This is a genomic window from Streptomyces capitiformicae (assembly GCF_002214185.1).
GTDB classification, from domain to species: Bacteria; Actinomycetota; Actinomycetes; order Streptomycetales; family Streptomycetaceae; genus Streptomyces; species Streptomyces capitiformicae.
The window spans coordinates 9,777,567-9,798,835 of the sequence record NZ_CP022161.1; the positions used below are offsets into that span (position 1 = coordinate 9,777,567).

20 protein-coding genes and 1 pseudogene are annotated in these 21,269 nt (G+C 71.7%); 14 read left to right on the forward strand and 7 right to left on the reverse strand.

Going from position 1 to position 21,269, the window contains the following annotated elements:
* The first annotated feature begins 81 nt into the window (after nucleotides 1–81).
* From glyA to CES90_RS43940, 5 genes are read left to right on the forward strand one after another with little or no spacing between them, the layout of a single operon-like run.
* Nucleotides 82–1,374 (forward strand): serine hydroxymethyltransferase, encoded by a 1,293-nt coding sequence (gene glyA / locus CES90_RS43920; RefSeq protein ID WP_189785513.1) that lies wholly within the window; start codon nucleotides 82–84, stop codon nucleotides 1,372–1,374.
* Nucleotides 1,371–2,591 carry a sarcosine oxidase subunit beta family protein gene (locus CES90_RS43925; protein WP_189785512.1) on the forward strand — a complete coding sequence of 407 codons (1,221 nt, stop codon included), beginning with the start codon at nucleotides 1,371–1,373 and terminating at the stop codon, nucleotides 2,589–2,591. Before glyA ends, CES90_RS43925 begins: the two co-directional genes overlap by 4 nt.
* A 10-nt stretch (nucleotides 2,592–2,601) precedes the next feature.
* The gene (locus CES90_RS43930; protein ID WP_189785511.1) at nucleotides 2,602–2,898 is read left to right on the forward strand and encodes a sarcosine oxidase subunit delta; all 297 of its coding nucleotides are present in this window, start codon (nucleotides 2,602–2,604) and stop codon (nucleotides 2,896–2,898) included.
* Nucleotides 2,895–5,771 carry a sarcosine oxidase subunit alpha family protein gene (locus CES90_RS43935; RefSeq protein ID WP_189785510.1) on the forward strand — a complete coding sequence of 959 codons (2,877 nt, stop codon included), beginning with the start codon at nucleotides 2,895–2,897 and terminating at the stop codon, nucleotides 5,769–5,771. The genes CES90_RS43930 and CES90_RS43935 overlap by 4 nt, the downstream gene beginning before the upstream one ends.
* Nucleotides 5,764–6,402, forward strand: a complete 639-nt coding sequence (locus tag CES90_RS43940) for a sarcosine oxidase subunit gamma (protein WP_229914111.1) — start codon at nucleotides 5,764–5,766, stop codon at nucleotides 6,400–6,402. The genes CES90_RS43935 and CES90_RS43940 overlap by 8 nt, the downstream gene beginning before the upstream one ends.
* 290 nt (nucleotides 6,403–6,692) lie before the next feature.
* Here the strand turns inward: CES90_RS43940 and CES90_RS43945 are convergent, their stop codons facing one another.
* Entirely contained in the window at nucleotides 6,693–6,911 is a 219-nt protein-coding gene (locus CES90_RS43945; protein ID WP_189785509.1) for a hypothetical protein, read from the reverse strand.
* A gap of 271 nt (nucleotides 6,912–7,182) precedes the next feature.
* Here CES90_RS43945 and CES90_RS43950 point away from each other — a divergent pair, with 271 nt between their 5' ends.
* Entirely contained in the window at nucleotides 7,183–7,626 is a 444-nt protein-coding gene (locus tag CES90_RS43950; RefSeq protein WP_189785508.1) for a YunG family protein, read from the forward strand.
* Nucleotides 7,627–7,749: 123 nt separating this feature from the next.
* Nucleotides 7,750–7,935: pseudogene (locus tag CES90_RS43955) on the forward strand (TetR family transcriptional regulator); the annotation flags it as partial.
* A gap of 163 nt (nucleotides 7,936–8,098) precedes the next feature.
* Here CES90_RS43955 and CES90_RS43960 read toward each other — a convergent pair.
* The 4 genes from CES90_RS43960 to CES90_RS43975 all read right to left on the reverse strand — a co-directional run bounded on the left by CES90_RS43960 (nucleotide 8,099) and on the right by CES90_RS43975 (nucleotide 10,760).
* Nucleotides 8,099–8,332 carry a hypothetical protein gene (locus CES90_RS43960; RefSeq protein ID WP_189788269.1) on the reverse strand — a complete coding sequence of 78 codons (234 nt, stop codon included), beginning with the start codon at nucleotides 8,330–8,332 and terminating at the stop codon, nucleotides 8,099–8,101.
* Nucleotides 8,333–9,003: 671 nt separating this feature from the next.
* A complete protein-coding gene (locus tag CES90_RS52255) occupies nucleotides 9,004–9,099 on the reverse strand; it encodes a putative ATP-grasp-modified RiPP (RefSeq protein ID WP_373313622.1) in 96 nt (31 codons plus the stop codon).
* Between the two features lie 43 nt (nucleotides 9,100–9,142).
* Nucleotides 9,143–9,835, reverse strand: coding sequence for an SIMPL domain-containing protein (locus CES90_RS43970; protein WP_189788270.1), 693 nt, complete (start codon nucleotides 9,833–9,835; stop codon nucleotides 9,143–9,145).
* A 4-nt stretch (nucleotides 9,836–9,839) separates the two neighbouring features.
* Nucleotides 9,840–10,760 (reverse strand): hypothetical protein, encoded by a 921-nt coding sequence (locus CES90_RS43975; RefSeq protein WP_189788271.1) that lies wholly within the window; start codon nucleotides 10,758–10,760, stop codon nucleotides 9,840–9,842.
* A gap of 86 nt (nucleotides 10,761–10,846) precedes the next feature.
* Here CES90_RS43975 and CES90_RS43980 point away from each other — a divergent pair, with 86 nt between their 5' ends.
* Nucleotides 10,847–11,518, forward strand: coding sequence for a response regulator transcription factor (locus CES90_RS43980; RefSeq protein WP_189788272.1), 672 nt, complete (start codon nucleotides 10,847–10,849; stop codon nucleotides 11,516–11,518).
* A complete protein-coding gene (locus CES90_RS43985; protein WP_189788273.1) occupies nucleotides 11,515–12,783 on the forward strand; it encodes a sensor histidine kinase in 1,269 nt (422 codons plus the stop codon). The genes CES90_RS43980 and CES90_RS43985 overlap by 4 nt, the downstream gene beginning before the upstream one ends.
* A gap of 306 nt (nucleotides 12,784–13,089) precedes the next feature.
* Here the strand turns inward: CES90_RS43985 and CES90_RS43990 are convergent, their stop codons facing one another.
* Nucleotides 13,090–13,704, reverse strand: a complete 615-nt coding sequence (locus tag CES90_RS43990) for a hypothetical protein (protein WP_189788274.1) — start codon at nucleotides 13,702–13,704, stop codon at nucleotides 13,090–13,092.
* A 328-nt stretch (nucleotides 13,705–14,032) separates the two neighbouring features.
* On the opposite strand from CES90_RS43990, the gene hisC reads away from it, so the two are divergent.
* Together hisC and CES90_RS44000 are read left to right on the forward strand one after the other, a co-directional pair.
* On the forward strand, nucleotides 14,033–15,079 hold the full coding sequence (gene hisC / locus CES90_RS43995; RefSeq protein ID WP_189788275.1) for a histidinol-phosphate transaminase: 1,047 nt from the start codon (nucleotides 14,033–14,035) through the stop codon (nucleotides 15,077–15,079).
* A 5-nt stretch (nucleotides 15,080–15,084) separates the two neighbouring features.
* Complete coding sequence (locus tag CES90_RS44000; RefSeq protein ID WP_229914481.1) at nucleotides 15,085–16,770, forward strand: aldehyde dehydrogenase family protein; 1,686 nt, start codon at nucleotides 15,085–15,087, stop codon at nucleotides 16,768–16,770.
* A gap of 100 nt (nucleotides 16,771–16,870) precedes the next feature.
* Here the strand turns inward: CES90_RS44000 and CES90_RS44005 are convergent, their stop codons facing one another.
* On the reverse strand, nucleotides 16,871–17,362 hold the full coding sequence (locus CES90_RS44005; RefSeq protein WP_189788303.1) for an Lrp/AsnC family transcriptional regulator: 492 nt from the start codon (nucleotides 17,360–17,362) through the stop codon (nucleotides 16,871–16,873).
* A 129-nt stretch (nucleotides 17,363–17,491) separates the two neighbouring features.
* On the opposite strand from CES90_RS44005, the gene pdhA reads away from it, so the two are divergent.
* Genes pdhA through CES90_RS44020 form a run of 3 tightly spaced genes read left to right on the forward strand, consistent with a single transcriptional unit; the run spans nucleotide 17,492 to nucleotide 21,171 of the window.
* A complete protein-coding gene (gene pdhA, locus CES90_RS44010; RefSeq protein ID WP_189788276.1) occupies nucleotides 17,492–18,613 on the forward strand; it encodes a pyruvate dehydrogenase (acetyl-transferring) E1 component subunit alpha in 1,122 nt (373 codons plus the stop codon).
* A gap of 3 nt (nucleotides 18,614–18,616) precedes the next feature.
* Nucleotides 18,617–19,654, forward strand: coding sequence for an alpha-ketoacid dehydrogenase subunit beta (locus tag CES90_RS44015; protein ID WP_189788277.1), 1,038 nt, complete (start codon nucleotides 18,617–18,619; stop codon nucleotides 19,652–19,654).
* Nucleotides 19,651–21,171: a dihydrolipoamide acetyltransferase family protein gene (locus CES90_RS44020; RefSeq protein ID WP_189788278.1), complete on the forward strand. Its 1,521-nt coding sequence runs from the start codon at nucleotides 19,651–19,653 to the stop codon at nucleotides 21,169–21,171. The genes CES90_RS44015 and CES90_RS44020 overlap by 4 nt, the downstream gene beginning before the upstream one ends.
* The last annotated feature ends 98 nt before the right edge of the window (nucleotides 21,172–21,269 follow it).

Sequence of the window (21,269 nt, forward strand, 5' to 3'; positions counted from 1 at the left end):
CCTGTCCGGCGAGCTCCCATACCGTACCGCACAGTCTGATATATCAGTTGCGCACTAGTTGGCCCTCAGGATGGTGCACAGATGGCAACGAACCCGCCGCTCACCACACTCTCCCGCCCGCTCAGCGAACTCGACCCGGACGTCGCCGCCGCTGTCGACGCCGAGCTGCACCGCCAGCAGTCCACCCTCGAGATGATCGCCTCGGAGAACTTCGCCCCGGCCGCCGTCATGGAGGCCCAGGGCTCGGTCCTGACCAACAAGTACGCCGAGGGCTACCCGGGCCGCCGCTACTACGGCGGCTGCGAACACGTCGACGTCGTCGAGCAGCTGGCCATCGCCCGGGTCAAGGAACTCTTCGGCGCCGAGGCCGCGAACGTACAGCCGCACTCCGGCGCCCAGGCCAACGCGGCCGCGATGTTCGCGCTGCTGAAGCCCGGCGACACGATCCTCGGCCTCGACCTGGCGCACGGCGGTCATCTGACCCACGGTATGCGCATCAACTTCTCCGGCAAGCTGTACAACGTCGTGCCGTACCACGTACGCGAGTCCGACATGCGCGTCGACATGGACGAGGTCGAGCAACTCGCCCTCGCACACCGGCCGAAGATGATCGTCGCCGGCTGGTCGGCCTACCCCCGCCGCCTGGACTTCGCGGCGTTCCGGCGGATCGCCGACGCGGTGGGCGCGTATCTGCTGGTGGACATGGCGCACTTCGCCGGTCTGGTGGCCGCGGGCCTGCACCCGAGTCCGGTGCCGTACGCCGATGTCGTCACGACCACCACGCACAAGACCCTCGGCGGCCCGCGCGGCGGGGTGATCCTCAGCCGCGCCGACCTCGCCAAGAAGATCAACTCGGCGGTCTTCCCCGGCCAGCAGGGCGGCCCGCTGGAACACGTCATCGCGGCGAAGGCGGTGGCCTTCAAGGTGGCGGCGGGCGAGGAGTTCAAGGAGCGCCAGCGGCGCACCCTGGACGGCGCCCGCATCCTCGCCGGCCGGCTACTGGCCGACGATGTCGCCGAGGCCGGAATCACCGTCCTGACCGGCGGCACCGAAGTCCACCTGGTCCTCGTCGACCTGCGCGACTCCGAGCTCGACGGGCAGCAGGCCGAGGACCGGCTGCACCGCGTCGGCATCACCGTCAACCGCAACGCGGTGCCGTTCGACCCCCGCCCGCCGATGGTGTCGTCGGGGCTGCGGATCGGCACCCCGGCCCTGGCCACGCGCGGCTTCGGCGAGGCGGAGTTCCGGGAGGTCGCCGACGTCATCGCCGAGGCCCTGAAGGGCGAACGGCCCGACGACGAACTGCGCGCCCGGGTCGAGAAGCTCGCCGCCGCCTTCCCCCTCTACCCCCACCTGAACGGAGGCGCGGCATGACCGCCGAGCCGCTGCCGGAGCACCCGGACTTCCTCTGGCGCAACCCCGAGCCGCGCTCCTCGTACGACGTCGTCATCGTCGGCGCGGGCGGCCACGGCCTGGCCACCGCCTACTACCTCGCCAAGAACCACGGCATCACCAACGTCGCCGTCCTGGAGAAGGGCTGGCTCGCGGGCGGCAACATGGCCCGCAACACCACGATCATCCGCTCCAACTACCTGTGGGACGAGAGCGCGGCGATCTACGAGCACGCGCTCAAGCTGTGGGAGGGCCTTCCGGAGGAGCTGGACTACGACTTCCTGTTCAGCCAGCGCGGTGTCCTCAACCTCGCGCACACCCTCCAGGACGTCCGCGAGGGCATGCGCCGCGTCAACGCCAACCGTCTCAACGGGGTCGACGCCCAGTGGCTCGAACCGGACGAGATCGCCAAGCTCTGCCCCATCCTCAACGTCTCGTCCCGCACCCGGTACCCGGTCCTCGGCGGCACCTTCCAGCCGCGGGCCGGCATCGCCAAGCACGACCACGTCGCCTGGGCGCTGGCCCGCCGGGCGGACGAGATGGGCGTGGACCTGATCCAGGGCTGCGAGGTCACCGGCTTCGTCAAGGACGGCGACCGCGTCGTGGGCGTCGAGACCAACCGCGGCCGCATCAACGCCGGCCGGGTCGGCCTCGCGGCGGCCGGGCACAGCAGTGTGCTGGCCGAGCGGGCGGGCGTACGGCTGCCCGTACAGTCGCATCCGCTCCAGGCGCTGGTCTCCGAACTGCACGAGCCGGTGCACCCGACGGTCGTCATGTCGAACCACGTGCACGTCTACGTCTCCCAGGCCCACAAGGGCGAGCTGGTGATGGGCGCGGGCGTCGACTCGTACAACGGCTACGGCCAGCGCGGCTCCTTCCACGTCATCGAGAAGCAGATGGCCGCCGCCGTCGAGCTGTTCCCCGTCTTCGCCCGCGCTCACGTGCTGCGGACCTGGGGCGGCATCGTCGACGTCACCCCGGACGCCTCCCCGATCATCGGCACCACCCCGATAGAGGGTTTGTACGTCAACTGCGGCTGGGGCACCGGCGGTTTCAAGGCCACCCCGGCCGCCGGCTGGACCTTCGCGCACACCATCGCCACGGGCGAGCCGCATCCCCTGAACGCCCCCTTCGCGCTCGACCGTTTCACGACGGGCGCGTTGATCGACGAACACGGCGCAGCAGCCGTGGCCCACTGAGGAGGACAGCATGCTGCTGATCAGCTGCCCATGGTGCGGCCCTCGCGACGAGACCGAGTACCACTACGGCGGACAGGCCCACGTCCCCCACCCCGAGAACCCCGCCGACCTCAGCGACGAGCAGTGGGCCGAGTACGTCTTCTACCGCGACAACCCCAAGGGTCCCTTCGCGGAGCGGTGGATGCACAGCACCGGCTGCCGCCGCTGGTTCAACGTCCTGCGCGACACCGTCAGTTACGCGGTGCTCGCCTCCTACCGGCTCGACGAGCCCCGCCCCGAACTGCCCCAGGCCGGAGGGAACCGATGACCGACCAGCACTTCCGGCTCCGGGAAGGCGGCCGTATCGACCGCGGCACCGTGCTGCGCTTCACCGTCGACGGCCGGGAGTTGACCGGCCACCCCGGAGACACCGTCGCCTCGGCGATGCTGGCGAACGGCCTCGTCGAGGTCGCCCCGTCGCTCTACCGCGGCCGCCCGCGCGGCATCGTCGCCGCGGGCGCGGAGGAGCCCAACGCCCTGCTGCAGCTGGACGGTCCGTGCTCGGAGGGCATGCTTCCGGCGCCGACGGTGGAGCTGTACGACGGCCTGTCCGCCGCCACGCTCTCCGGGATGGGCCGGCTCGACCCGACCCCCGACCCCGCCGTCTACGACAAGAAGTACGTCCACACCGACGTTCTTGTCGTCGGTGCCGGACCGGCCGGGCTCGCGGCCGCCGCCGCTGCCGCCGGCTCCGGCGCCCGCGTGATCCTCCTCGACGACCAGCCCGAGCCCGGCGGTTCGCTGCTCGCCGGACGCACCGAGCGGGTCGGCGAGCGGAGCGCCCTGGAGTGGGTCGCCGACGTCCGCGCGGCACTCGACGCCGCCCCGGAGGTCGTGGTCCTGCCCCGCACCACGGCCTTCGGCTCGTACGACGACAACTACGTACTGGCCCTCCAGCACCGCACCGACCACCTGGGGACCGCGGCTCCCGAGGGCGTCTCGCGCCAGCGGTTGTGGCACATACGAGCCCGCCAGGTGGTCCTGGCGACGGGGGCGCACGAGCGTCCGCTGGTCTTCGCCGGCAACGACCGCCCCGGCGTGATGCTCGCCGCGGCCGTGCGCGCGTACCTCAACCGGTACGCCGTGGCCCCGGGCTCGCGAGCCGTCGTCAGCACGACCAACGACAGCGCCTACGACACGGTCGCCGATCTCCACGCCGCCGGCATCGCCATCGCCGCCGTCGTGGACGCGCGCCCCGAACTGTCCCACCGGGCCGCCGAGGTCGCCGTCGCGACCGGGGTGCGGGTGCTGACGGGAAGCACGGTGGTCGACACCGCGGGAGACGACCGGCTCACCGGCGTCACCGTCCAGGCACTCTCCGAGGACGGTCGACTCACCGGTGAACCGGTGTCGTTCGACTGCGATCTGCTCGCCGTGTCGGGCGGCTGGAGCCCGGTGGTGCACCTGCACAGCCAGCGCCAGGGACAGCTGCGCTGGGACGACGACCTGGTCGCCTTCGTGCCCGACGGTGCCGTACGGGACCAGCGGGTGGCCGGCGCGGCGCGGGGGACGTACGACCTCGACGGCTGCCTGGCCGAAGGGGCGCAGGCCGGTGCGCGGGCCGCGACGGAGGCCGGGTTCCCCGTTGCCGTACCGTCGCCCGGCGATGCCCGGCCCGCGGGCACGACGCGCGCCCTGTGGCTGGTCCCCGCCCCCGAGGGCGAACCCGGCGACTGGGACACGCACTTCGTGGACCTCCAGCGCGATGTCACGGTCGCCGACGTGTGGCGCTCCACCGGCGCCGGCATGCGCGGCGTGGAGCACGTGAAGCGCTACACCTCGCTCGGCACGGCCAATGACCAGGGCAAGACGTCCGGCGTCAACGCGATCGGAGTCATCGCCGAGGCCCTCGGCGGTTCCCTGGGAGAGATCGGCACCACGGCCTACCGGGCGCCGTACACGCCGATAGCCTTCGCGGCCCTGGCCGGGCGGGAGCGCGGCGAACTGTTCGATCCCGAGCGCACCACCTCCCTCCACAGCTGGCACGTCGCCCACGGCGCCGAGTTCGAGGACGTGGGCCAGTGGAAGCGCCCCTGGTACTACCCGCAGCCCGGCGAGGACATGGACACCGCTGTGGCCCGGGAGTGCCGGGCGGCCCGTGAGGGGGTGGCGTTCATGGACGCCTCCACCCTCGGCAAGATCGAGATCTGGGGCGCGGACGCGGGCGAGTTCCTCAACCGCGTCTACACCAACGCCTTCAAGAAGCTCAAGCCCGGCATGGCCCGCTACGGCGTCATGTGCAAGCCCGACGGCATGATCTTCGACGACGGCGTGACCCTCCGCCTCGACGACAACCGCTACTTCATGACCACCACGACCGGCGGCGCCGCCGGAGTCCTGGACTGGCTGGAGGAGTGGCTGCAGACCGAGTGGCCCGAACTCGACGTCCACTGCACATCGGTGACCGAGCAGTGGGCGACGATCGCCGTCGTCGGCCCGCAGTCGCGCGAGGTCGTCGCCCATCTCGCCCCGGATGTCGACCTGTCCGCCGAGGCGTTCCCCTTCATGGCCTTCCGCGAGACGACACTGGCCTCCGGCATTCCCGCCCGCATCTGCCGGATCTCCTTCTCCGGCGAACTGGCCTACGAGATCAACGTCTCCGCGTGGTACGGCCTGGCGGTCTGGGAGGAGGTGTACGCGGTCGGCCGACCGTACGGCATCACCCCGTACGGCACCGAGACCATGCACGTCCTGCGGGCCGAGAAGGGCTACATCATCGTCGGCCAGGACACCGACGGCACCGTCACCCCGCAGGACGCGGGCATGTCCTGGGTGGTCTCGAAGCAGAAGGACTTCATCGGAAAGCGGTCCTTCGCCCGCGCCGACACCTCCCGCACCGACCGCAAGCAACTGGTCGGTCTGCTGCCCACCGACCGCAGCACCCGGCTCCCCGAGGGCACCCAACTCGTCGCCCCGGACGTGCCGATCACCCCCGAGGCCGGGCCGGTGCCCATGCTCGGCCACGTCACCTCCAGCTACCACAGCCCGGCCCTCGGCCGCCCCTTCGCCCTCGCCCTCGTCGCCGACGGGCAGGCAAGGAAGGGCCAGACCCTGCTCGCCCCGGTGGGCGAGAACCTGGTGCCCGTCGAGGTGACCGACTTCGTCCTCTACGACCCCGAAGGGACCAAGCGCGATGGCTGACCCGACGTTCGAGGCGGACACAGGGGCGACCGGCCCGGTGGCCCTGCGCAGGAGCCCCCTGGCGCACCTGGAGGAGCGAATGGACGCCGCCACCGTCACCGGCGCCCGCGCCGTCACCCTGACCGAGCGCCCGTTCCTCACCATGGTCAACCTGCGCGTCGACCCCATCTCCGAAGCGGCCGACCGCATCGGTGAGACCCTGGGCGCCCCGCTCCCCGACCAATGCGGCCACACGTCCACGTCCGGCGCCCACACGGTCATCTGGCTGGGCCCCGACGAGTGGCTCGTCCTCTCCCAGGCCGACGCGACCACCGTGACCGCCGAGCTGCGGAAGGCCCTCGCGGGAGCCCCGGGCTCCGTCGTGGACGTCTCCGCGAACCGCACCACCCTGGAGCTGACCGGCCCGTCCGCCCGCCAGGTCCTGGAAAAGGGCTGCCCCCTGGACCTGCACCCCCGGTCCTTCACCCCCGGCCGAGCGGTCTCGACCACGGTGGGCCCCATCGCCGTCGTCCTCTGGCAACTCGACGACACCCCGACCTACCGCCTCCTCCCCCGCTCCTCATTCGCCGACCACTTGACCCGCTGGCTCATCGACGCGATGACCGAGTACCGGGGCCCGGTGGTGCCCTGACACCGCCGAGCACGCCCGACGCATCGGCTCTTCTCCTCCCCGGTGGAGCCGATGCGGGCGGCCCCCGGCATCCGCCGGACGCCTGGGGGAACCGTCGTCCTCCGCGCCGCCCCCTGCCCTCACCTCCGGGTTCGGGTGCTTCCCGGGGCTGCCCGGCCGCGCCGCGCCCTGCGGGTCTCGCGGGGCGCGGCCGGGGGCCGCCGCGACGGCGACGTTGCGTCCGATGAGGAGGGGCAGGCGGACGTGCAGACGGCCAGGGTGCCGTCGGAGCCCCGCGGTGCCGTACGCGGTCACGTCCCAGCCCTGCGCACGGCGCTGGGTGCGCGGCCGTCCGTGAGCAGCGGGCCACAGGTCCCGGCGACGCCCGGCAGCGACGCCGTGACGGACGCCGGAAGTTGGGCGTAGGTCAGGACGGCGGTGGCGAGCGCGGCGGCGTAGCGCGGACGGGCTGCCGTGATGGTCCTGTGTCCGTCGCCGTCCAGGTTGATACGACGGTGAACGGGACGCACAGATGCGGAGCGGTGACACCCGCGCCGAGCACCCCGACCCGCACCCCGACCCGCGCCCCGGCCCCGCCCTGCGCCCCCGCGAGCAGAACTACGGCGACGACCGCACCCCCCATCCGCGGTGCGGGCCGACGCCGCGGCCGCCACCCGCAGCCAGGGCTCCCCGGCGGAAACGAGGAGTCGCCTACCTGCCCTGGGCACGATCGCACCTGTCCCGAGAACTGCCACCGACTCATGCCGTCAAGGTCGTCAATGTCTCTGGCATGCTCCCCCTATGACGCCATGGACCCTGACCGACATCGACCGTGCGCTGCACGCCAGTTGGGCCGCCGACACCTGCTCGCCCGATGACCTGGCCCGCTCCGGATGGCACCCGGGCAACCCCTCTTGGGGACACTGCGACATCACCGCGCTCGTCGTGAACGACATCTTCGGCGGCGACCTCATGCTCGGCGACGTCCACTGCGACGGCGAACACTTCGGCTACCACTGGTGGAACCGCCTGCCCAGCGGAGTCGAGCTCGACCTGACCCTCGAACAGTTCCAGCACGGTCAGGTCGTCACCGCCCCCCGTGTCATCCAACGCCCTCCAGGCCCGCTCCCCCGCCGCTGGGCGGAATACGAACTCCTGCGATCCCGCGTCACAGCCCACTTGGGCTCCCTACCGCCCCCGGCGGGCGGAACCAGCCTCGGGGCGCCACCAGCCACCAGCAGTTGATCGCGCTCGCGCAGTGTTGATCCGTTCGGCGGCCGCCTGCTCGCCGGCAGCCACTTCCTGCTTGTGATAACCATGACTTGGTCGAACGATTTATTCATTGGACTAAGTCGATATGATGTCTGCATGGCTCATGTTTCTGCGGCAGAGCGCCGTCCTCAGCTGATCAAGGCCGCCATCGACCTCATGACGAGGGAGGGTGTGGCTGCCGGAAGCACCCGCGCCATCGCGGCCGAGCTGGGCGTGGCCCAGGCAACGGTGCACTACACCTTCGGCACCAAGGAAGATCTCGACGGAGCCAACATCGAGCAGCAACCGTACGCGTCACTGACGCGGCAGCAGTGGCAGATCATCGCCGTCTGACGATCCCGACGACGGTCGTCGCCTCTACCGACGCCCACCGCTGGTGCCGATGCGGAGCCGTGCGAGCGTCCGCTCGCACGGCCCGGCGCGCGTTCGGTGGGGGGTGGGGGGATCACCGCAGGCGGTCCGGGCCCGGACACCGGCCGCTGGACGAAGCGCAGGTGGCGCAGTTCCGGGACAGCGCCAGACGGGCGACCACGGCCCGGCTCGCCGCGGTGGCACGGACCGCACCGCGTGGCGGTCTGCCCGTCCACCGGTCTGCCACCAACTCGTCGCCGGTCTCCCCATACGGCGCGCCCAGCAGGGTGCCCCGGTTCTCGTTCGTCACACGACGCCTCTTGGGCACCTCCTGCTCCTCTCGGATGCAGTGGTGCCGACCACCGGTGGGCGGCAGAGCGGCTCAGGTACGGGGCTCGAGGCCTGGGTGGGCACCACCCGCACGGAGGTGCGTCATCCCCCGAAACCGGAAGCCTCCGGGAAGAAGTCGGCACCCTGGACGTAAGCCATCGCCTCGGCCCACTTCGGGTCGTCCATACGGCGTTCCCCCTCCTCCGGGCTGACGTCCTCCACCCGCGTCTTGTGGAGGTGACGTGTTGTGCGAGATCTCTGTCTGGGCCATGCGCCCAAGGTGGCCCTTCCGGATGCTGTCACGCGTCTGCCGAGCTTCCGGACCGCCCCCGACGAGTGACGGAGGCTCGCCGAGGCGATCGGCCATCACCGAGAGCAACTCCGGTGCCGCAGCGGGAGCCGGGATGTGCCTGCATCGTGTCCGTGCAGCCCCTCCGCGCGGGCCGAAAGCTGCGGGAGACAGGAATCTGGCATTCGTACACGGCAACAAACCACGACTCCCGGATCGCGCGGGCGTCCGGGTCAAGCCGGCTCCACCAGCTTCAAGCATCGGTGAACGTTCGACCTCGACCCGGACGAGCGGTGCCGTTCTCCCGCCCTGCGACAGCCGGCAAAGGGCAGGAGGAGCTGACGCGATGAAGTCCGCGGCCGTCACCGCACCCGGGTGGTTCACCGCGATGCCGTGCCGGTCGTTCGGGACGTACGGTGCTTGCCCATCTCGACCACCTGACCGGCGGCGTGAGTGCCTCCTGAGTGGTCTTGCACAGTGCGGCTCTCTTGTGCGAGCAGGGGAGCGGAGCGGCTTCGGTCACAGTCGTGGTGGGGTCATGACGAAATGGGCTTCGACTTGGGCGGTGACGATCTGTCGTGCGGGTTGCAGGTGCATGGCGTCTGGCGGTTCGGCTCCGTCGAGGCCCTCGGCGCTGACAGCGCCGTACGGGCCGTAATCGGCTGACACCGGGGCGTTGAGGCTGCTGTCGGAGAGCTCGACGAGGGCGACAAGTGTGGCGTCTAGGGCTTCGGCGTATGCGCGGGCGCGACGGACGGCGTCGTGGACGGCGGTGCGGTGTGCTGCGCGGTGGGCGGGTGAGTCGGGGCGCAGGGCCCACCAGGGACCGTCGACGCTGGTGAGGTCGAGTTGGGCGAGGCGGGTGGTGAGTTCGCCGAGGGCGGTGAAGTCGGTGAGTTCGGCGGTTGTGCGGACGTGGCCGTAGTAGGCGCGGACGCGTTCGCGGCGGCCGCGTTCGGTGAGTTGGGGAGTGATGGCCAGCGTGCCGGTCTCCAGGCGTTCGACGACGTCGCCGTAGCTTCTGACGAGGTCGAGGGCGGCGGTGTTCCGGCGGGTGAGGTCGCTGAGGGTGTCGCCTCGATCGGTGCCGCGGGCGGTGACGGTGATGCCGATACGGGCGAGGTCGGGGTCGACTTCGAGGTGGGCTTCGCCGCGGACGGCCACGCGGGGTGCGGTGGGGGTGCCGTAGGGGCGGGACGGTTGTCCGGTCATGTTGTCAGCAGGTTCCACCGCCGCCGCTGACGAGGCGAAGGTTGACGGGCGGGCCGGCCGACGGTGTCCCGTGGAGCAGTGTCTCCCAGGTCCGGCCGAGCGGATCCCCGCCGAGCAGGGTCGCGATGCTCGGGTAGTACGCGTGGCCCATGTTGCTCGCGCCGCTGGACCACTTGAGGAGGAGTTCGTCGTCGAACGCCGCGTGCATGGAGGAGACCCGCTCAAGGGCGATCTTGGCGGTGAACTCTCCGACAAGAGGATTCGCCTTGGTGCGGTTGAGCGGGGCGAAGCAGGAGCCCTTGGCGCTTCGGACGGCCCTGGTCGCGTTGGTGATCTTGCCGGTCAGTTCCCCGTGGACCGGTGACTTGGCGAATGCGATACGGACGGGGAGGGTTGCGCGGGAGGCGTAGTCACCCTGTCGGGTGCGGACACCGATGGTGCCCTCCATGGCCCGGCCGGCGAAGGCGGCACGAAGGACGGCGTTCTCCTCGATGTCCGCGACCGGTTTGATCTTGGTGACGGTGCCTTTGGAGATCGTCGCGAGGTAGATCGTGTTCGCGTAGGCGGTACGGCCGTTGTCGGCTCCCGCTTTCAGTTGCTTGGCGACGGCGGCGGCGAGCGGCAGATCGCCGCCTCGGGTGTGGAACGTCGTTCCGCCGCGCTTGAGGGCTCCGTAGCGCTGTGTGCGGGACGGGGCGCCTGGCAGTCGGATCGGCTTCTTTCCCGGAAAGAGTTTCGTGCAGTGCACGATGCCGTTTCGCTGCGTGGAGGCCGCGCAGATTCCGGAGAGAGCCTGTGGTGTGGCGCTGTTCTCGTCCGGGGCCATGGCGGCCGTGCTGGTTTCGCATCCGGTGAGCACAAGGGCGGCGAGCGCGACGGCCGTCGTCAGACGCCTGACGCGGAAGCTTGGGGTGGTCGTGTTCATGGCGGCAAGCTTGCCGGGCGGTGCCTGAAACGCTTCTGAAGGCCATCTTCAGGATTTTTTCAGCTCGGATGGCGGAAACTGAGCGGATGCGCCTGCTTCTGGTCGAGGACGAACAACGACTCGCCGACGTCATCAAGTCCGGACTGGTGGACAAGGGTTTCGCCGTGGACGTGGTCGGTGACGGCAGCGAGGCCGTCTGGATGGCCGGTGAGCACCAGTACGACGCGATCGTGCTGGACGTGATGCTGCCAGGCCTCAACGGCTTCGCTGTGTGCCGGAAGTTGCGGGAAGCCGGCAACTGGACACCGATCATGATGCTGACCGCGATGGACGGTGAACTCGATGAGGTCCAGTCGTTGGACAGCGGTGCGGACGACTACCTGGCCAAACCGTTCTCCTTCGCGGTGCTGCTGGCGCGGCTGCGGGCTCTCGTCCGCCGCGGGGCGCAGGAACGGCCCGCCGTCATCGAGGTGGGGGATCTGCAGGTGGACCCGGCGGCGGCGTGCGCCCGGCGTGGCGGCGTACACATCGCGCTGACTCCCAAGGAGTTCGCGGTGCTGCACCTGCTGGCCCGCCGGGCCGGCCGGCTGGTGACCAAGACGGAACTGCTCCAGCACGCCTGGGATTTCGCCTTCGACGGCGATCCCAACATCGTCGAGGTCTACATCAGTGCCCTGCGCCGCAAGATCGACGCGCCGTTCGGGGTCCGCACGCTGACAACCGTGCGAGGCAGCGGCTATCTTCTGGAGCTTCCGTGAACCGGTTGTCGGTGCGGATGCGGGTGACCCTGGCCGCGTCCGTCATCGTCGCCACGGTGCTGACCGCGGCCTCCCTGGTGCTGATCCTCACGTTGCGCGACAGTCTGCAAGGCGGTGTCGCGGACGAGGCCGCCCGAAAGGTCAGGGCCAGTGCCGCGGCGCTCAAGGAGGACCCGCCCCTCGACGCGGCTCCACCCGGTGAGGTGGGCAGCGCGGAGCCGACACCGGAGAAGAGCGCGAACGGTGCCGGCACGGGCGGCGAGAAGGTGGTCCTGGCCGACGGCTACGCGACCGCCAGCACGGTCGTGGACACCATCGACGGCCCCGTGACGGTGAAGGCCCGCGTCTCGCTGGCCCCCGTGCGGAACGCCCTCAGTGTGCTGGAGCAGTTGCTCCTGGTGGGTGTCCCGGCGCTGGTGGTGCTGATGGCCGTGATGACATGGCAGCTGATGGGCCGGGTGCTCGCCCCCGTGGAATCGATCAGGGCCACCTTCGCCGACATCACCGCCAAGAACCTCCACCGCCGGGTGCCCGAGCCCGTCACCCGCGACGAGGTCGCACGCCTCGCCCGGACCATGAACGTCACCCTGGGCCAGCTGGAGTCCGCGGTCGATCGGCACAAGCAGTTCGTCGCCGACGCCGCCCACGAACTGCGCAACCCCGTCGCCACGCTGAGCGCCCGGCTCGAACTCGGGATGACGCAGGCACCCGACCTCATCACCGAAGCACTGACCGACGTGGCCCGCATCAAGGAGCTGACCGGTGATCTGCTGCTCCTCGCCCGGCTCGACGGCGGCGAACCACTGATCGGCACAGATGTCGATCTGGCACAGGTGGCGGCCGAGGCCACCGCACGCCCGGCCCCAGTGAAGATCGCGCTGGAGCTGGAGTCCGACGTCATCGTGACCGGCTCCCGCTCGCACCTGGAACGCATGGTGGCCAATCTCGTGGCGAACGCGGTCCGTCACGCCGCCTCCCAAGTCACCGTCCGGGTCACGACCGACGGGCTGGATGTCATCGACGACGGCCCGGGCATCCCGGCCGCCTCCCGTGAGCAGGTGTTCCAGCGCTTCCATCGACTGGACGAAGCCCGGGCACGCGATGCGGGCGGATCCGGACTCGGCCTGGCCATCGCCCGCGACATCGCCACCGCCCACGGAGGCACCCTGACGGTCCAGGACACACCGCACGGCGCGCATCTGGCGTTCCGCATCACCACGCCAGGCGGACCGAACACTCCGGCCGACCGGCCGCGCGCAGAATGATTTGGCTGACCAGACTGGAGCGACGCCGGTGTGGTTGCTGTCTTGCCTCGCAGTGAGCCTCGATGAGGGTGGCTGAGAGCGCGGTGAAGGCGGGCGGCGTGGGGGGTGGGGGAGCGGGACGCCAGTTGTGCAAGCCGTCGTCGGTCAGGCCGTGTTCGCCCTGCCTGCTCCCTCGGTAGCCGCCGGGGACTCGCCGTACATCGGGGCGCACTTGTTGTGCCACTGGTCCAGCCAGGGTCGAAGCTCGAGGAGGTCGGCAAGGAGCGGCTCATTTCCTCAGCGGACAGGTTCAGTTGGCAAAGCCGGTCACGGATGGTCGCTGCCCCACGGGTTCGGTGTGGGCTCTCCGGGTGTGTTGCACGCGGTCGTCGGCGGGAGGAGCCGCTGGGCGGCGACTCGGGTGGTGCCGAATGTTGTGTCCGCCGTTGTGGAGGCAGACGTCAAGCGACCTGCGGCGGCGGGGAGTTCGGTCTGCGCCAGGGGTGCGCCCGGGTACGCCGCCATGAGGACGCCGGTGCAGTCGTCGCGTTCCTCCGGGGAGAGGCCCGCGGGGAAGCCGATGGTCCGGGGCCTGCTTCCGTCGGTGGTCAGGCGGATGCGCAGGACGGACCTCAGGTCCGTCCCCGCCGCCGTGGCGGTGGCCTCCCAGAACTGGACCTGCACCGCGATGGGCTCGCACAGGGGCGCGCCAGTGCGCGAACCGATCACCACCGCCGCGCCCTCGGCCGCCGCCTCGTCGGGGAAGGACACGGCCGGGCGCAGCCACTCCGCCCGCTTCTCGGCCGACCAGCCGCCGGCCGCCCGGCAGGCGTCGGCGGCGGCCTGTGCGCCGTCGTCCTTTTCCGCGCAGCCGGTTGTCAGCAGCGTCAGAGCCGCCGTCAGTGACGTCAATGACCCGTGGGCGAGCTGGGGCCTGGACATGGTCTCCCTCGATCGGCGCGGGCGAGGCGCCGGCGGCCTCGCGGAGTGAGGGCAGTCTTTGCGGAGCACGGCGGCGGCCGGGGGACCGGAAAGGGGCATGTGGCCGACTTGTGATCAACACACGCTTGTGGGGCCGGGCCGTCCGTCTTGCGGGAGGGGATCTGACGGGGGCCCGGCGGGACTACTTGCCGGTACAGGTGTGGCTGACCGGCAGTCTGTCGCCTGATTTCCCAGTTGGTTGAACGATTGTCGATCGCTGTCCACGATTCTCCTGTCAAGTGCCCGGAGGCACGACTTCCGGCCCCGCCGCTGCAGAAGTGAGTCGAGCATGGTCCGCGTCCGTTCGTCCCTGGCCCAGTTGCCCGCCTACGTCCCCGGCTGCAAGATGCCCGGTGCGGTCGCGCTGGCCAGCAACGAGTCTCCGTACGGGCTGCTGCCCGGTGTCACGGCGAGGCTCGCGGAACTGGCCGGCGGGGTGTCGCGGTATCCCGACCTGAGCGCCACCGCACTCGTCCAGGCCCTCGCCGAGCACCACGATGTCGAGACCGAGCGGATCGCGGTGGGCGCCGGTTCCTCGGAGGTCTGTGCACAGCTGCTGCACTCGGTCGTCGGGCCCGGCGACGAGGTCGTCTTCGGCTGGCGGTCCTTCGAGGCGTACCCGATCCTCACGGCGGTGGCGGGCGGTACGGCGGTGCAGGTCCCCCTGCGTGCGCACGGGCTGGACCTCGACGCCATGGCCGAGATGGTCAGCGACCGGACCCGGCTGGTCTTCGTCTGCAACCCCAACAACCCCACCTCCACCGCGGTCGGCGAGCAGGCGCTGCGCGACTTCGCGGACCGGGTGCCGGAGGACGTACTGATCGTCGTCGACGAGGCGTACCGGGAGTACGCCGACCCGGAGCTGGTCCCCGACGCCCTCACGCTGCTCGGTGACCGGCCGAACGTGGTGGTGCTGCGGACCTTCTCCAAGGCGTACGGCCTGGCCGGGCTGCGGGTCGGCTACTGCGTGGGCTCGCCCGGCATCGCCGCGCACGTCCGCAAGACCCAGATCCCGTTCAGCGTCAGCGCGCTCGCCCAGGAGGCGGCGATGGTCGCCCTCGGCGAGCACGCGGAGGTCGTCCGGCGGGCCGCCCTCACGGTCGCCGAACGGCAGCGCGTGACAGGGCGGTTGCGCGCCCTCGGCTTCGAAGTCCCGGACTCTCAGGCCAACTTCGTCTGGCTGCCGCTCGCCGGTGACAGCGGGGACTTCGCCCTGCACTGCCTCGGCGGCGATGTCGTCGTGCGCCCGTTCGTCGGCGAGGGCGTCCGGGTGACGATCGGGCTGCGGGCGGAGAACGACGCCCTGCTCGCGCTCGCCGCGAGCTGGCGGGGCTGACGGCCATGCGCGTGGGGCCGTACGAGCGGCATCGCGAGCTGCTCCAGCAGGCGGTACGGGCCGTGGCGGCCGGTGAGTGCTGCACGCCGTTCGCCCGCGCGGGGCGGGGCGGCACCGATGCGGGCATGAGGTCGACACGGACCGCGGAGAAGGTGTTCGGCTCGTTGCTGGGCCGCGCCTTCGAGCTCGGCCAGCCCGGTGAACTCGGCCGGGTGCGCACCGAGTCCTCGCCGTACGGCGTCGCCATGGACATCGGCTATCCGCGTTGCGACCCCGCGGCGCTGGTCGCGGCGGCCGGCCGGGCGATGGCCGGCTGGCGGGCCGCCGGGCCGTACCAGCGGGCCGGGGTGGCGGTGGAGATACTGCGCCGGCTGAACACCCGCAGCCATGAGCTGGCGCTCGCCGTGCACCACACCACGGGCCGGTCCCTCGCGGCCGCGTTCCGGGCCGCCGGGCCGCCCGCCCAGGACCGCGCACTGGAGGTGGTGGCCCGCGCCTTCGCCGAGTCGGAGCGCGTTCCCGCGGACCTGCACTGGGAGAGTCCGCGCCGCCGCAAGGAACCGCTGGCGATGGCGGGCACCTGCTCCCTGGCGCCGCGCGGTGTGTCGCTGCTCGTCGGCTGCCCCGAGCATCCGACCTGGAACGGCTGGCCGGGTCTGTTCGCCAGCCTGGTGACCGGCAACCCGGTGATCGTGGCCCCGCATCCCAGGTCCGTGCTGCCGCTGGCGATCACCGTGCGCGTCGCGCGGCAGGTGCTGGCGGAGGCCGGACACGACCCCGACCTCGTCACCCTGGCGGTGGCGGCACCCGGGGAACCCCTGCGGCAGCGGCTGGCCACGGATCCGGCGGTGCGCATCGTCGACTTCACCGGCCCGGCCCGGTTCGCCGACTGGCTGGAGCAACACGCCCGGCAGGCCGCCGTGTTCGCCCACCGGACCGGACTGAACACCGTGGTCCTCGACTCCACCGATGACTACCGAGGCCTGCTGCACGGCCTCGCGCTCTCCCTGTGCCTGTGCAACGGAACGGTCCGTACGACACCGCAGAACATCCTGGTGCCCGCGACGGGCGTCGCGACCGACGAGGGGCGCAAGACCCTCCGGGACCTCGGCGCCGACCTCGGCGAGGCCGTCGACCGGCTGCTCGGGCACCCGGCACGCGTGGCAAGGCTGCTGGGCGCGATCGTCGACGACGAGGTGCGTACGGGACTGACGCAGGCCGCGCGATACGGCGCGGTCGTGCACGCCTCCGGGGCGCTGCCCCATCCGGACCATCCCGGCGCCGACCTGCGCAGCCCGCTCGTGGTCCGGCTGGGGGCGCGGGACGAGCGGGTCTACGCCCGGGAGTGGCCCGGTCAGGTCTCCTTCCTCGTGGGCACCGACTCGACCCCGCACAGCCTGGAGATCTTCCGCCGCACGGTCGGCCGCCACGGTGCGCTGTTCGCCGCGGTGCACTCGACCGACCCGCTGGTGCTGGCGGCCACCGAGGCGGCGGCGCTGGACGCCGGGGTCCACCTGGTGAAGAACCTCGCCGACGACCTGCCTGCCGACCCCTCTTCGGCCGCGCCCGAACCGCCGGGCGGCGGGGCGCACTTCGTCACCGGACGGTTCCGGGTGGTGCGCTCGCGCGGCCGCCTCGCCACCGCCGTACGCCCGCCCGTGCGCGACCCCGAGGAACTCGTCGGCGCCTGACGAGCCGGCCGGCCCTGCCGGGTGAGCCCGTCCGGGCTGACCGGTACCCCCGGTCAGCCCGGTACCCCACCGGCGCGGACAAGGCCGGCCGGCAGTTCGGTCAGCCCGTCCAGTCCGCCCCGCGCCCCCGCACCTCGTCGAACACCAGCCAGGTCCGTGTCGAGCGCACCCCGGCAACGCAGTGGATGCGCTCCAGCACGACCGAGCGCAATGCCTCGTTGTCCGGCGCGCGCACCAGCACCAGGACGTCGAAGTCGCCCGTCACCAGGGAGACATGCTCCACGTACGGGATGTCGCGCAGCTCGCGCGAGATGTCCCGCCAGGCGGCCTGCTCGGTGCTCAGGGTGACGTAGGCGCTCGTGCCGAGGCCGGCACGCTTGGGGTTCAGCTGCGCGGTGAAGCCGGTGATCACCCCCTCGGCCAGCAGCCTGCTGATGCGTGTGTAGGCGTTGGCGCGCGAGATGTGCACCTGCTCGGCCAGCGCGCGGACCGACTGGCGGGCGTCCTTCAGTAGCCGGGCCAGGATCTGGCGGTCGGTGTCGTCGAGCGGGACGGCAGTTCGTCCGGGCACGGGCCCCGTCGGCGAGTCCATCTCGGACACATTGCTCTCCAGGACATTGAAATTCGGCACTTCATCTGCGGTTCACGCGAAGTCTTGAACACATATTCCCTCGTCGTCACCATTCTCCTGTCAAGCGTCCAGAGAAAGCGAGCGCCCTCCATGTCCGTGAAGAGCCTCCGACAGACGGTCCAGGGCCTCCTGCCGTCCCTCACGCCGGTGCGGTTCGTGGCCGAGGACGGCACCCGCGTGGCCAAGCCTCCGGCCGGCTACCGCGAGCCTTCGGTGGAGGCCCTGCGTGAGGCCTACCGGCGGATGGTCCTGGGGCGCCGCTTCGACACCCAGGCCACCGCGCTCACCAAGCAGGGGCGGCTCGCCGTCTACCCGTCCAGCCGGGGCCAGGAGGCCTGCCAGGTCGGCGCTGTGCTCGCGCTGCGCCCGGACGACTGGCTGTTCCCGACCTACCGGGACTCCGTCGCCCTGGTCACCCGAGGTGTCGACCCGGTCGAGGTGCTCACCCTGCTGCGCGGCGACTGGCACTGCGGCTACGACCCGGCCGCCACCCGCGTCGCCCCCCAGTGCACCCCGCTGGCCACCCAGGTGCTGCACGCCACCGGCATGGCGGAGGCGCAGCGCCGCAAGGGCGAGGACGGCGTGGCGATGGCTTTGATCGGCGACGGTGCCACCAGCGAGGGCGACTTCCACGAGGCGCTGAACTTCGCGGCCGTCCTCCGCGCGCCGGTCGTCTTCTTCGTCCAGAACAACAAGTACGCGATCTCCGTCCCCCTGGCCCGGCAGACCGCGGCGCCCGCCCTCGCCTACAAGGGCATCGGCTACGGGGTGCGCTCCGAGCAGGTCGACGGCAACGACCTGGTCGCCGTGCTCGCGGTGCTCACCGACGCCGTCGCGCACGCCCGCGCCGGGCACGGTCCGGTGCTGGTCGAGGCGCACACCTACCGCATGGACGCGCACACCAACGCCGACGACGCGACCCGCTACCGCGACGCCGAGGAGGTCGAGCGCTGGGGCGCCGCGGACCCCCTCAGCCGGCTGGAGGCACACCTGCGGGCCCGTGGCGCCCTGACCGACGCCGACGCGGCGGCGGCACGGGAGGAGGCGGAAGCCCTGGCCGCGGACCTGCGCACCCGCATGAACGCGGACACCACCGCCGACCCGATGGAGCTGTTCGACCACGTCTACGCCGAGCCCACCCCGCAACTGCTGGAGCAGCGCGCCCAGTTGGCGGCCGAGCTCGCCGAGACCGCCCCGACTCAGGAGGACTGACCCATGGCCGAGACCACCCAGGCCACCAAGGTCACGATGGCGCAGGCGCTGAACACCGCGCTGCGCGACGCACTGCGCGAGGACGACCGCGTGCTCGTCTTCGGCGAGGACGTCGGCCCGCTCGGCGGCGTCTTCCGCATCACCGACGGACTGACCCGCGACTTCGGCGAGGAGAGGTGTTTCGACACCCCGCTCGCCGAGGCCGGCATCGTCGGACTCGCCGTCGGCATGGCGATGGGCGGCTTCCGGCCCGTGGTGGAGATGCAGTTCGACGCCTTCGCCTACCCGGCGTTCGAGCAGATCGCCTCCCACGTCGCCAAGCTGCGCAACCGGACCCGGGGACGGCTCTCGCTGCCGATGGTGATCCGCGTGCCGTACGCGGGCGGGATCGGCGGAGTCGAGCACCACTGCGACTCCAGCGAGGCGTACTACGCGCACACCCCCGGCCTGAAGGTCGTCACCCCGGCGACGGCCGAGGACGCGTACTGGCTGCTGCGCGACGCGATCGCCGACCCCGACCCGGTGGTCTTCCTGGAGCCGAAGAAGCTCTACTGGTCGAGGGAGGACACCGACCTGGAGCGGCGCTCGGCGCCGCCGTTCGGGCGGGCCGCCGTACGGCGGGAGGGCCGTGACGCCACGGTCGTCGCGTACGGGCCGTCGGTTCCGGTGGCGCTGGCCGCGGCCGAGGCCGCGGCGGCCGAGGGCATCGAGCTGGAGGTCGTCGACCTGCGCACGATCGTCCCCTTCGACGACGAGACGGTGACGGCTTCCGTCCGGCGGACCGGGCGCTGTCTGGTCGTGCAGGAGGCCCAGGGTTTCGCCGGGGTCGGGGCGGAGATCGCCGCGCGCGTCCAGGAACGCTGCTTCCACTCGCTGGCCGCACCCGTCCTGCGAGTGGCCGGCTTCGACATCCCTTATCCGCCACCGAAGCTGGAGCACGCCCATCTGCCCGGTGTCGACCGGATCCTCGACGCCGTCGACCGCCTTCAGCTCGACGACGAGCCGGACACCCGGCATCTGCTGAAGGGAGCGGTCGCATGACCACCGCAACGCGCCTGGAGCAGCTGTTCCGGCTGCCCGACCTCGGCGAAGGGCTGACCGAGGCGGAGATCGTCGAGTGGAAGGTCGCCGTCGGTGACACCGTGACCGTCGACCAGGTCGTGGTCGAGGTCGAGACCGCCAAGGCCGCGGTCGAGGTGCCGGTCCCGTACGCGGGCACCGTGCTCCGGCTGCACGCGGAGGCGGGCACGGCGCTGCCGGTGGGGGAGCCGCTGATCACCGTGGGGGCGGGCGCCCCCGCCGGGGCCGACGGGTCCGCCGGCGGGCCCCGGCCCGAGGACGCGGGTGGCGCACCGGAGCCGGTGGTGCCGGCCGACGCGGCGGCGGAGCGTTACCGGGAGGAGGAACAGGCCGGATCCGGCAATGTGCTGATCGGCTACGGCACCGGCCACGGCCCGACGACCTCGCGCCGCCGCCGTCGGCGCGCCGCCGCGGCAGCGGGCCCGTCCGCGAGCGCCGCGTCTGCCGGGGCCGCCGGGAGTGCCAGTGCCGTGCCGCGATCCGGCGCCGTCGACAGTGCCGCACGGGCGGGCGGCGCCGTATCCGCGTCGCATGCCGCACCCGACACCTCGGCCGCCACCGCCACCGCATCGCACGCCCCCCGGGTGATCTCGCCCCTCGTACGGAGGATGGCCCGGGACCACGGCGTCGACCTCGCCGGTGTGTCACCGTCCGGCCCGGCGGGAGTCGTCCTCAGAAGGGACGTCGAGCAGGCCATCGCCCGGGCCGGGCAGACCGCGAGCCCGAGCCCGGCCGACAAGGCAGCGGCCCCCGCCCCCGCACCGCAGGAGCCGACCACGGCGGCCGGCCCCGAGCGCATCCCCCTGCGCGGAGTCCGCCGCGCCGTCGCCGACAAGCTCTCCCGCAGCCGGACCGAGATCCCCGACGCCACCACCTGGGTCGACGTGGACGCGACCGGGCTGCTCGAGGCCAAGAAGGCGCTGGAGTCCGCCGGAACCGGCACCCGCATCGGCCTGCTGGCGCTGTTCGCCCGCATCTGTGTCGCCGGACTGCGTCGCTTCCCCGAGCTGAACTCCACGGTCGACACCGAGCGCCGGGAGATCCTCCGCTACGACGAGGTGCACCTGGGCTTCGCCGCCCAGACCGAACGCGGGCTGGTCGTCCCGGTCGTCCGCGACGCCCACCTCATGACGACCGTCCAACTGGCCGCCGAACTCGCCAGGTTGACCGATCTCGCCCGCGGCGGGAACCTGCCGCCGCACGCGCTGACCGGAGGCACCTTCACCCTCAACAACTACGGGGTGTTCGGCGTCGACGGATCCACACCGATCATCAACCACCCGGAGGCCGCCCTCCTCGGCGTGGGCCGCCTCGTCGACAAACCCTGGGTGGTGGACGGCCAGTTGACGGTCCGCAAGGTCACACAGCTCTCCTTCAGCTTCGACCACAGGGTCTGCGACGGCGGAGTGGCCGGTGGCTTCCTGCGCTTCGTGGCCGACTGCGTGGAGCGCCCGGCGATCCTGCTCGCGGACGTGTGATCCGCCGACCTCACCCGTCGGACCTCGGCTCAGCCCATCGATCCCCAGCTCAGCCCGTCACCGGTCAGTCCCTGACCCCCATGCCTCCCGCGTATCCG

Excerpts from the sequence above, each read along its gene's own strand:
- CES90_RS43930 (WP_189785511.1), top strand. The coding sequence starts at position 2,602 with ATGCTGCTGATCAGCTGCCCATGGTGCGGCCCTCGCGACGAGACCGAG.
- CES90_RS44000 (WP_229914481.1), top strand. The coding sequence starts at position 15,085 with ATGCGCGTGGGGCCGTACGAGCGGCATCGCGAGCTGCTCCAGCAGGCG.
- CES90_RS44020 (WP_189788278.1), top strand. The coding sequence starts at position 19,651 with ATGACCACCGCAACGCGCCTGGAGCAGCTGTTCCGGCTGCCCGACCTC.
- CES90_RS43935 (WP_189785510.1), top strand. The coding sequence starts at position 2,895 with ATGACCGACCAGCACTTCCGGCTCCGGGAAGGCGGCCGTATCGACCGC.
- pdhA (WP_189788276.1), top strand. The coding sequence starts at position 17,492 with ATGTCCGTGAAGAGCCTCCGACAGACGGTCCAGGGCCTCCTGCCGTCC.
- CES90_RS44015 (WP_189788277.1), top strand. The coding sequence starts at position 18,617 with ATGGCCGAGACCACCCAGGCCACCAAGGTCACGATGGCGCAGGCGCTG.
- CES90_RS43970 (WP_189788270.1), bottom strand. The coding sequence starts at position 9,835 with ATGACCGGACAACCGTCCCGCCCCTACGGCACCCCCACCGCACCCCGC.
- CES90_RS43975 (WP_189788271.1), bottom strand. The coding sequence starts at position 10,760 with ATGAACACGACCACCCCAAGCTTCCGCGTCAGGCGTCTGACGACGGCC.
- CES90_RS43950 (WP_189785508.1), top strand. The coding sequence starts at position 7,183 with ATGACGCCATGGACCCTGACCGACATCGACCGTGCGCTGCACGCCAGT.
- CES90_RS43925 (WP_189785512.1), top strand. The coding sequence starts at position 1,371 with ATGACCGCCGAGCCGCTGCCGGAGCACCCGGACTTCCTCTGGCGCAAC.
- CES90_RS44005 (WP_189788303.1), bottom strand. The coding sequence starts at position 17,362 with ATGGACTCGCCGACGGGGCCCGTGCCCGGACGAACTGCCGTCCCGCTC.
- CES90_RS43940 (WP_229914111.1), top strand. The coding sequence starts at position 5,764 with ATGGCTGACCCGACGTTCGAGGCGGACACAGGGGCGACCGGCCCGGTG.
- glyA (WP_189785513.1), top strand. The coding sequence starts at position 82 with ATGGCAACGAACCCGCCGCTCACCACACTCTCCCGCCCGCTCAGCGAA.
- CES90_RS43990 (WP_189788274.1), bottom strand. The coding sequence starts at position 13,704 with ATGTCCAGGCCCCAGCTCGCCCACGGGTCATTGACGTCACTGACGGCG.
- hisC (WP_189788275.1), top strand. The coding sequence starts at position 14,033 with ATGGTCCGCGTCCGTTCGTCCCTGGCCCAGTTGCCCGCCTACGTCCCC.
- CES90_RS43980 (WP_189788272.1), top strand. The coding sequence starts at position 10,847 with ATGCGCCTGCTTCTGGTCGAGGACGAACAACGACTCGCCGACGTCATC.